The 10,372-nt window shown below is 43.1% G+C and carries 7 protein-coding genes and 3 pseudogenes; 6 read left to right on the top strand and 4 right to left on the bottom strand.

The features are described 5' to 3' along the window. Positions 1-203 (bottom strand): annotated as a pseudogene (locus A37S_RS28425) (IS982 family transposase); the annotation flags it as partial. Between the two features lie 582 nt (positions 204-785). On the opposite strand from A37S_RS28425, the gene A37S_RS25735 reads away from it, so the two are divergent. From A37S_RS25735 to A37S_RS0121725, 4 genes are all read left to right on the top strand, one after another. Then, positions 786-2,210 carry an aminopeptidase P family protein gene (locus A37S_RS25735; protein WP_051293386.1) on the top strand — a complete coding sequence of 475 codons (1,425 nt, stop codon included), beginning with the start codon at positions 786-788 and terminating at the stop codon, positions 2,208-2,210. A 17-nt stretch (positions 2,211-2,227) separates the two neighbouring features. Continuing rightward, on the top strand, positions 2,228-3,964 hold the full coding sequence (locus A37S_RS0121735) for an aminopeptidase P family protein (RefSeq protein WP_245586448.1): 1,737 nt from the start codon (positions 2,228-2,230) through the stop codon (positions 3,962-3,964). Between the two features lie 11 nt (positions 3,965-3,975). Next, positions 3,976-6,165: a S9 family peptidase gene (locus A37S_RS0121730; RefSeq protein ID WP_036603784.1), complete on the top strand. Its 2,190-nt coding sequence runs from the start codon at positions 3,976-3,978 to the stop codon at positions 6,163-6,165. Positions 6,166-6,318: 153 nt separating this feature from the next. Then, positions 6,319-7,932 (top strand): M1 family metallopeptidase, encoded by a 1,614-nt coding sequence (locus A37S_RS0121725; RefSeq protein WP_245586447.1) that lies wholly within the window; start codon positions 6,319-6,321, stop codon positions 7,930-7,932. 44 nt (positions 7,933-7,976) lie between these two features. Here the strand turns inward: A37S_RS0121725 and A37S_RS25730 are convergent, their stop codons facing one another. Continuing rightward, positions 7,977-8,558, bottom strand: coding sequence for an EamA family transporter (locus tag A37S_RS25730; protein ID WP_157279009.1), 582 nt, complete (start codon positions 8,556-8,558; stop codon positions 7,977-7,979). Positions 8,559-8,581: 23 nt separating this feature from the next. Here A37S_RS25730 and A37S_RS28205 point away from each other — a divergent pair. Both A37S_RS28205 and A37S_RS28200 read left to right on the top strand, forming a co-directional pair. Further along, positions 8,582-8,737, top strand: a pseudogene (locus A37S_RS28205) (VOC family protein); the annotation flags it as partial. 33 nt (positions 8,738-8,770) lie between these two features. After that, positions 8,771-9,250, top strand: a complete 480-nt coding sequence (locus A37S_RS28200; RefSeq protein ID WP_425414417.1) for a VOC family protein — start codon at positions 8,771-8,773, stop codon at positions 9,248-9,250. A 146-nt stretch (positions 9,251-9,396) separates the two neighbouring features. On the opposite strand, the gene A37S_RS28095 is transcribed toward A37S_RS28200, so the two are convergent. Together A37S_RS28095 and A37S_RS28420 are read right to left on the bottom strand one after the other, a co-directional pair. After that, positions 9,397-9,708, bottom strand: coding sequence for a hypothetical protein (locus A37S_RS28095; protein ID WP_245586446.1), 312 nt, complete (start codon positions 9,706-9,708; stop codon positions 9,397-9,399). Between the two features lie 225 nt (positions 9,709-9,933). After that, positions 9,934-10,035, bottom strand: a pseudogene (locus tag A37S_RS28420) (DUF3667 domain-containing protein); the annotation flags it as partial. Between the last annotated feature and the right edge of the window lie 337 nt (positions 10,036-10,372).

Below are 10,372 nucleotides of genomic sequence, written 5' to 3'. Positions count from 1 at the left end.
AGCATATGGGGGATAAGGCCCGTCATCTTCATAAATTGCCTGGCCTTATCCTGATGTCCTCCAAAGTACAGACAGGAAACAACTGCGGTGCTGATCACCTCACTGTCGCTAACACGTCTGCGGCTGTCCTCATAGTGGTTAATTGTTTTCAACATATCATCGATAAAGCAAAATATTCCTATAATTTTATCTTCTGTAAGCATCATACAAGTACATTTAGTTGTGGTAAACCAAAGTTCTTGGTTTTGATGCTTACTTTTTATCTTTAATTAACCCGCAACTTGGGTTAATTAGGTGATGTGAATATCCGTATTTTATCCCTTAACTGCAAGTAATCTATCATAACAGGTTAAAATATGGTTATCATTAGCTAATTTCAGTTTATTCATTGCTTTCTAAGGTTTCTTTTTCGTCAAAATATGAGTAGTGACGGAGAAAAAAATACTAGTAAAACATCCTTATGTTTGATACTTTTACAGCGAATTAGGGGTTGTAAAAGTGATATGCAAATTCAGACAGGAGGTTGTTAATTGCGGTTGTATGACGAATTATATGGAAACAATTCAACAAAATTAAATTCAAAGGTTTAATGGACCGTACTTTGCCATTTTCAACCGTTAAGAAATTGAGGTATTTAAGCCTTCATGGTACTTAATATCATCATGCTTTAGAAATAAAAAGTGCATGCCTTTAACACAAGTACTGGGCTTCCCAAACAAATCACTATAGAGATTCAATTACCTTTTATTTACTCTTTTTTCTTTTTGATTTTTTACTTTTAGCACATGTTTAACACTTCCACTTACATCAATCGTAGAAATAAACTCCAACAATCCGTTTCAGACGGAATATTGTTGTTTTTAGGGAATGCAGAAAGTCCCATGAACTTTGCCGATAATGCTTACCATTTCAGGCAGGATAGCACTTTCTTGTATTATTTCGGCATCAACGAGCCCAACCTATCTGCCGTGATGGATGTCGAAACCGGCGATTGCATCGTTTTCGGCAACGAGCACAGCATGGATGAAATCATATGGATGGGCAGGCTGGAGACACTTTCCTCGAAAGCCGAAAAATCGGGCGTGACGTGTACCAAGCCAAGCTCTTCATTATCTGAATATCTGAACAAGGCTTTATCCAAAGGGCGAACCGTACATTTTCTACCACCATATAGAGACGGTAACAAGATTAAACTTCATCAGTTCCTGAACATACCGTTGGAAAGTGTCTCACAATATGCATCGGTTCCATTTATCAAAGCCGTTGTAGCACAACGGTCCATCAAATCGGAAGAAGAGATCGCGGAAATAGAAAATGCGGTGAATAACTCCGTGGCCATGCATACCGTTGCCATGCGCATGGCCAAGTCCGGCATGAACGAAAAACAATTGGCCGCTATGGTACAATTTGCGGCAGAAAGTACGGGTGGTCATCTGGCCTACCCTACCATTATGACCGTGAATGGTCAGATTTTACACAATCATCACTACCATAATATACTACAGGAAGGACAGCTCATACTAAATGATTCCGGTGCCGAAACGGCCATGGGCTATGCGGGCGATCTTACCCGGACTTTCCCGGTTAGTGGTAAGTTTACCACAAAACAGAGTGACGTATATCAAATCGTGTTGAACGCTTTGGATATCGCAACAGCTGCGCTTAAACCAGGGGTTAAATACCTGGATATCCATTTGCTCAGTTGTAAGATACTTGTGGCGGGATTGAAAGAGCTCGGTTTAATGAAAGGTGATACGGAAGAAGCAGTGGCCGCTGGGGCGCATACCTTATTCTTTCAGTGCGGTACAGGCCATATGATGGGGTTGGACGTCCATGACATGGAAGATCTGGGTGAACAATATGTAGGCTATACCGATACGTTCAAGAAAGATACAAGTACGTTTGGACTCAAGTCATTGCGCTTGGGCAAAGAATTGCAGACTGGTTATGTATTGACCGTAGAGCCTGGGCTATATTTTATTCCTGAACTTATTGATCTATGGAAAGCAGAAAAAAAGCTTGAGGCATTCATCAACTATGACAAAGTGGAGGAGTATAGGGATTTTAGTGGTATACGGATAGAGGACGACGTGGTTATTACCGCTGATGGTCACCGTATTTTGGGGCAGCCACTTGCAAAGTCCATTAGCGAAATAGAAGGTTTGAGAGCTCAAAAGAATGAATTCAGCTTCAATCTATGGCCAAACTAACTTGTATTAGACAGCAAATGCGTGAACTGGGCCTGCATGCCTATATCGTACCCTCGTCAGATCCGCATGTCAACGAATACCTGCCTGCACATAATCTTTGCATTCAATGTTTGTCGGGTTTCAGTGGTTCGGCAGGTACGCTGGTCATCACGGAGGACTTTGCCGGTCTGTGGACAGATTCACGCTATTTTGAGCAGGCCGAAAAGGAGCTTGAAGGAACTGGTTTCCAATTAGTTAAACTAACCATTCCACATACGCCAGAATATATCGATTGGCTGCTGGAAAAATCACCTCAAAATGCCCGTATTGGATTCCATTTCCGGGATATGCCTCTTTGGGTAGGCGTACGATTAGTAAGCCAACTATCGCAAATAAATAGCGTAGCGATAGCTATAGATCTTATTTCCAGTTGTTGGATAGATCGGCCTGCTCTTGCAAACAATCCGCTATATACCATACCCGAAAGCGAAGCGGGTGAAAGCATAGCCGACAAATTACAAAAGATAAGGAAGGTGATGGCAGAAAAAAAATGTACACACCACCTTATCTCGTCATTGGATGATATTGCTTGGATACTGAATCTTCGTGGCAATGATATTGCTTACAACCCTGTTTTTTTGAGTTATTTACTTGTCGAGCAAGATAAACTATCTCTTTTCATCAATGCAAGCATACTGAATACCAAACAGAAAGTGTTACTGGATCGAAATGGCGTTTCTATCCAAGATTATGCATCTTTGTACCAATACCTCAAACAGGTTCCAGATAACAGCCGAATTCTATTGGATGATAGAAAAAGCAATTATGCACAGTATTGCGAGCTGTACCCAAAGAGTGAATTGGTACTAGAAACCAATCCAAGTACAAGATTCAAAGCCGTAAAAAACGAAAAGGAGATCGGCAATATGCGGCTATCGCTCCTAAAAGACGGCGTAGCGATGGTGAAGTTTGCGTATTGGCTTGTATCCCATATTAGTAAAGAACCCATATCGGAGCTCTCAGCAGCTGAAAAGCTTTTGGAGTTGCGAAAGGAACAAGACGGTTTTGTACAGCCCAGCTTTGAAACCATAGCAGGCTATGGCCCACATGCCGCCCTGCCGCATTATCACGCTAACGAGGCCACCAATAGTTTGCTACAGCCAAAAGGCTTGTTCTTGGTCGATTCTGGCGGGCAATACGTATATGGGACCAGCGATATAACACGAACTTTTTGCCTAGGTGAAGTAAGCAATGAAGAGAGGCAGGACTATACATTAGTTCTCAAGGGATTGATTGCAGGTTCGTCTATTCGTTTTCCCAAAGGAAGTAAAGGCTATCAGCTCGATTCCATTGTTCGTGAACCGATATGGCGTGCCGGTATTAATTATGGTCATGGCACCGGACATGGTGTCGGCTATATGCTCAATGTACACGAAGGCCCTCAAAACATTAGTCCAGCCCATGTTGATGTAGCACTTGTGCCTGGCATGGTGACGTCGATAGAGCCCGGCATTTACCGACCGGGTAAGCATGGCATACGATTGGAAAACCTGGTGCTTACCGTTCATGATATGGAAACTGATTTTGATGTGTTTTATGCTTTTGAAACACTTACCTTAGCGCCCATAGAAACAAACATCGTGTTAAAACATATGCTAGATGACTGGCAAATAAATTGGCTCAACACTTACCATAAACAGGTTTATGAGCAACTATCCCCGCGTTTGACAAATGAAGAACGCATTTGGTTGAAAAAGAAAACAGAAGCAATATAAAAACAGATAGTATGATATCTACTAAAAACTTAATCAAGCGCTTTATCCTGATAGGCATATGCCATCTATGCATATGCTATACTTTTGCCCAGCCGGGTATCAAAACACAGTGGACTGCCGATGGAAATGGTTTGTATGCAAGTAGCGATGATGGAGCAATCGTCATCAACCATTTATTGGAACCGGAGAAAAAGGAAACATTTGTTGATGCGGCGCTATTGATCCCCGAGGGACAAAGCAGTCCCCTCCAAGTAGCACATTTCACCCTTTCGGAAGACAAACAGAAGGCGCTACTTTTTACCAATACCAAGAAAGTATGGCGTTACCATACAAGAGGTGATTATTGGCTTTTTGACAAAGCAAACAATAGTCTCAAGCAGTTGGGGAAATCCTTGGCCCCGGCTTCTTTGATGTTTGCCAAGCTATCTCCCGATGGCAAAAAAGTAGCCTATGTAAGCCAGCATAATATCTATATAGAAGATGTTGCCTCCAATCAAATTGCAGCGCTGACTACCGACGGTACGGATCGCATGATAAACGGTACATTTGACTGGGCCTATGAAGAAGAGTTTGGCTGCAGGGACGGTTTTCGCTGGTCGCCAGACAGCAAGCACATTGCCTATTGGAAAATAGACGCCCGAAATATCCGCAATTACCTCATGCTGAATACAACCGACTCCACCTATTCCTTTACAATTCCCGTAGAATATCCCAAAGCGGGGCAGGATCCAAGTGCCTGTCAGGTATGGATGGTTGATGTGGATAGTAAACAACAAACGCAAATTCAGGTACCCGGTGATGATGTGCAACATTATATCCCAAGGATGGAATGGACCCCGGACAATAAAATCATCTTGCAACAGCTGAACCGTAAGCAAAATGAAAGCACGATATACCTTTGTGACCCTAAATCGAACACCATCCAAGTTGTCTACAGCGAATCTGACGAAGCCTGGATAGACATCAAATCCCGATGGAACGATGATGATCCCAGCGGCTGGGAATGGATTAAAAATGGCAAATCCTATATATGGATTAGCGAGAAAGATGGCTGGCGACATATCTATGAAATCGACCTGAAGGGGAATGAGAAATTGATTACCAAAGAACCCTACGATATCATCGACCTGCTGTTGATAGACGAAAAGGCAGGCTATATCTATTTTACGGCATCGCCAGACAATGCCACACAAAAATACCTCTACCGCATTAAGCTGTCGGGAGAAAAAGCCGAAAGGCTCACTCCAGAAGACAAATCGGGAACCAATGACTATCTCCTATCTCCCAATGGCAAGATAGCGCAGTATACGTTCAATAACGTGGGTACTTATGCAGATGGTGCCATTATCAATCTTCCGGCGCATAAAGAACTCGTGGCGGCCCATACGGTAAGGGATCTGCCAGCAGGTTTCCGGAAACCGGAGTTTTTTAAAGTAACGACCTCGGAGGGTGTTGAGCTGGACGGCTGGATGGTAAAACCTGCCGATTTCGATCCAAGCAAAAAGTATCCCGTATTGTTCTACGTGTATGGCGAGCCTGCCGGCCAGACAGTGACAGATACCTATGGGACTGGATTCAACAGGCTATATGCAGGTAATATGGCACAAGACGGCTATATATACATCTCGGTTGAAAACAGGGGTACTCCCGCACCAAAAGGGAGAACGTGGCGCAAATCGATATACCGCAATATCGGTCGATTAAATATTCGCGACCAGGCATTGGCGGCCAAAGAGATACTCAAATGGCCCTTTGTAGATAGCGAAAGAATAGCCGTATGGGGCTGGAGCGGCGGCGGATCCTCTACATTGAACCTCCTATTCCAATATCCGGACCTATACAAAACAGGAATAGCCGTGGCGGCCGTGGGCAACCAGTTGATGTACGATAACATCTATCAGGAACGCTATATGGGCGTACCGCAAGAGAGCCGTGCCGATTTTGTGGCTGGTTCACCCATTACCCATGCCAAGAATCTTGCGGGTAACTTGCTTTACGTACATGGAACGGCAGATGACAATGTACACTACCAAAATGCAGAAATGCTCATTAATGAATTGGTGAAATATAATAAGCAATTCCAACTGATGTCATATCCAAACAGGAGCCACTCTATATCCGAGGGAGAAGGTACTTCAAGACATTTGGCCACCTTGTTTACCAAATTCTTGAGAGAACACTGTCCTCCGGGAGGAAGGTAGCTCTTAAGTTATAGGTGGTAAGTTGTGAGTTTTAATATGGATTATAACTTAAAACGTAGAACTACAACTCAATATGAATTATAAAAACATAAATAAATAGATTAAATGAAATCAATCAAAATATTATTTATCAGTATTTTAATTTCAAATTCAATGATAGCTTCAGCGCAACTGCTGCAGGGAGGAAAGAGCTTCACCAGAGCAGATAGCTTGCGAGGAACGCTTACTTCCTACCGCACTTGTTACGACATCAACTATTATCACTTAGATGTGAAGGTAGATATTGATAATAGGTTTATCAGTGGCAGCAACCTGTTTCGTTTCCGTGCGACGCAAGATTTCAATACACTGCAATTTGACCTTTTTGACAACTTGCAGGTAGAGAAGGTGGTCTATCATGGCAAAGAGATGCCTTTCAAACGAGAATACAATGCGGTCTTTGTGGATTTTCCACAAAGCATCCGTCAGGGCGATCTGGATTCCATGACTGTATACTACTCCGGGAATCCCATAGTGGCCAAGCGGGCACCTTGGGACGGCGGTTTTGTCTACACCAAGGATAGCAATGGCAAGCCCTGGGTGTCTACCGCTTGTCAGGGTTTGGGTGCCAGCTCCTGGTGGCCGAACAAGGATCATCAATCGGATGAGGTGGACAGCATGCTCGTCAGCGTGAGCGTGCCCAATGGCCTCACCGACATATCCAATGGACGTTTACGGAAAAAGACCCAGCTGAAAGACGGCTATACCCGTTTCGATTGGTTCGTATCCAACCCCATAAACAATTATGCCATCTCGCTCAACATAGGCGATTACGTCAATTTCAATGATGTGTACGAGGGTGAAAAAGGAAAATTGGACATCAGTTACTGGGTCTTGAGCGAAAATATGGACAAGGCCAAGGAATTCTTTCCCAAGAATGTCAATCCCATGCTGCAAGCTTTTGAACATTGGTTCGGCCCCTACCCTTTTTACGAAGATAGCTATAAGCTCATAGATGCGCCCTATAATGGCATGGAGCACCAGAGTGCGGTGACCTATGGCAATGGTTATGCCAATGGCTACCGCGGAAGGGACGGTTCCGGTACCGGCTGGGGCATGAAATGGGATTTCATCATCGTGCACGAGAGCGGGCATGAGTGGTTCGGCAACAACATCACTTCCAATGACCTGGCCGATATGTGGATACACGAAAGCTTCACCAACTATTCCGAGGCCCTATTCGTGGACTATCACTACGGCAAACAAGCCGGACAGGAGTATGTGCACGGCAATAGAATGGGCATATTGAACGACCGCCCCGTCCAAGGCCCCTACCAAGTGAACGAATCCGGCTCTGGCGACATGTACAATAAAGGCGGTGTATTGCTCAATATGGTGCGTACCATCATCGACGATGACGAAAAATGGCGACAGATACTACGGGGACTTAACAGAACCTTTTATCATAAGACCGTAGACTATGGGGATGTCGTGCAATATATCGCCAAGGAATCTGGGATTGACTTTATTCCTGTATTTGCACAATACGTGCAACATACCAATATCCCTACCCTAGAATTAAAGGTCAATCAAGGAAAACTGTTTGCCCGCTGGATAGCAGATGTCACGGATTTCACTATGCCAGTCAAGATTCGCACAAAAGGAAACGAATATCAGTTCATCAGCCCGAGCAGAAAATGGCAGACTTTTGATGTTCCACAGCTGACCAGCAGTGAACAGCTAGAAATAGATACCTTTAATTTTTATATAGGCGTATTGATAGAATGAAAGCCTTTGGATACCAAGGCATCAAATGGTTCGTAGCTAAATCATTAGTTCACCACTTTTTGCCGTTTTAAAACACTTTTGAATGCCTTGCTATTGAATAGCAATACGGATATAAATATCAAGCTGTATGAAATAGCCTGTAGTGTCTCGATGTGCTCGCCAAAATAGAAAACGGCCAATAAGAAGCTCAGGATGGGATTGAGATAAAGTAAGATACCCACCACAGACGAATCTAAGCCTTTCAGTGCCAATGTATTGAGATACAAGGGTACGATGGTAAATAAAACTGCTATCAGCGCGACCAGGGAATAAAATAAAGTACCCTTTTCCACGGAGGCGTCACTGACGGAAAACAAGGGTAATAATAGCAGGGTGCTCAGCACGATCTGAATGGTGAGTGAAAAGAACTTATCTAGTCGATTGTTCTTCTTTTGTAGTATGAGGTACAGCGCATAGGAAAGCGCAATGACAAAACTATAGAACAGGTCCATAAAATGGCCTATGGATAGCAGCAAACAGCTCACGAGGCTCAGGAATATGGCTGTTTTCTGAACGGTGCTTAGGTGTTCGTTCAGGATGATAAAGGCCAGAACGGTCGTAAGGATGGGACAGATGAGATAAGCCAAAGAGGTGGCGACCTCAGTTTAAGCCTACAGCTGCCACTTCATTTTTTGTGATGATGGAAAGCGAGGAAGAGGTAAAGAAAGTCTGGGAGCAATTGACAGATGGTGGTTTTGTATTCATGCCTTTAGGCAAATACGATTGGAGCGCGTTGTACGGCTGGGTACAGGACAAATACGGTATTTCCTGGCAGATAGCATTTGGAAAACTAAGCGATGTGCATGGTCAGAAATTTGTAACCACATGGATGTTTTGTGGCGAACAGCAAGGCAAGGCGGAAGAGGCGGTTAATTTCTATGTTTCCCTATTCCAAAACACCAAAATAGAAGGTATTATGAAATATCCCGAAGGAGAAGTGGCCGGGCAGGTAGTACACGCTCAATTCAAACTGAACGACATCGCTTTTGCGGCCATGGACAGTGGAGTGCCGCAGCCCTTTACTTTTTCGGAGGGCATTTCCCAAGTCATCGAATGCGATACACAAGAGGAGATAGACCACTACTGGGATGCATTTGCCAAAGGTGGAAAAGAGAGTATGTGCGGCTGGGTACAGGATAAGTTTGGCGTTTCGTGGCAGGTGGTACCCAGTATCCTGGGCGAGCTGATGAGCGATCCCGCCAATGCAATAAAGGCGAGCGAGGCATGTATGAAGATGAAGAAATTTGATATCGCAGATTTAAAAAAGGCAACGGAATAACACTTTTGATGGAGTCGATCGTCCATAAGGAACAGCAACCAATAATGCTTGGGCACGAGTAAAATTAGCTGTTTGGATCTATTCAAGTAATTTTTTACATCTTACTTTAAGCAGTAATACATATAGAAAAAGGAAATTGCATTCCATTATTTCCCCCGCCCTACACCCTTGAACATTTCAGGATGGGAAATCACAAGACAAACAGCAAACACAACAATAAAAACAACGTAGGCAAGTAATCCAAATAATAAAAATAACAGCATTTTTCCTATAATAGCTTCCATTTTTTTGTCCGGGTAAAAACCGTGATAAAACCATACCATGATAAATGGAAAAGCAACTAAGGAAAAACCCGACACAAACATAAAATTACTTATATCATCCTTCAGCAAAAACAGAAGTGGATACACCGCAAAAATGCTGATAATGATATAACAGCATTGAATATAGGCGTTCATGATGACGTGCTCGTAATAGTTTTGTCCCCATTTTCGAAATACAAATCTGGTAAAGATAGAAACAAACGGAATGGCCAATAACATCATGATCGAATTATAGCTGGAAACAAACGACATCCAGTTTTTCATAAATCTGGCCATCTCAGGTTGCGTATCGTAATACGCCTGCATTATTTGATTTATTCCAATGATCTTAAAGGATATAAAAGCGGAAATACCACTTAGTACAAAGGCCAGCAAAATAGGTTTGTAGTGATTGATCCTGTCGCCGTCTATAAATTCTCTTGCCGTTCTGCCCGGGTTTCTGATGATCTTTTTTACGGAATAAAGAAAACCTTTGTTCGTGTGAAGGACGGTATACTGTACCTCGTCCCAAAGATATTTTTTGTCACTACCAAACGGATAAACTTAAAAACAGGCAATAAACTCACTTAACTTACTGATTATCAGTAAATATTTTCATTAGATAAAAAAGCCNCCCCCCCCTGTTTTTTAGAACAGTTCTACCTGTATACAAGGTGGTTTATTTCGTTTTTTCTGTTTGCTGTAAGTTCTCCTGCTGTTCTGCACCATCCAATATATCTCAAGATTACTGATTAAATGGATTCTTATCAGTGCAGCAATGGTGGAAAACGCCTTTTTGCTCTGGGATTTTACCCGGAGA

Source organism: Olivibacter sitiensis DSM 17696, assembly GCF_000427965.1.
Classification (GTDB): Bacteria; Bacteroidota; Bacteroidia; order Sphingobacteriales; family Sphingobacteriaceae; genus Olivibacter; species Olivibacter sitiensis.
The sequence above is the reverse complement of the archived record's forward strand: the minus strand, read 5'-3'. Positions and strand labels throughout refer to the sequence as shown.

Coding starts and splice junctions, on each gene's coding strand:
- A37S_RS25735 (WP_051293386.1), top strand. CDS start 786: ATGTTTAACACTTCCACTTACATCAATCGTAGAAATAAACTCCAACAA.
- A37S_RS0121735 (WP_245586448.1), top strand. CDS start 2,228: ATGCGTGAACTGGGCCTGCATGCCTATATCGTACCCTCGTCAGATCCG.
- A37S_RS0121730 (WP_036603784.1), top strand. CDS start 3,976: ATGATATCTACTAAAAACTTAATCAAGCGCTTTATCCTGATAGGCATA.
- A37S_RS0121725 (WP_245586447.1), top strand. CDS start 6,319: ATGATAGCTTCAGCGCAACTGCTGCAGGGAGGAAAGAGCTTCACCAGA.
- A37S_RS28095 (WP_245586446.1), bottom strand. CDS start 9,708: ATGAACGCCTATATTCAATGCTGTTATATCATTATCAGCATTTTTGCG.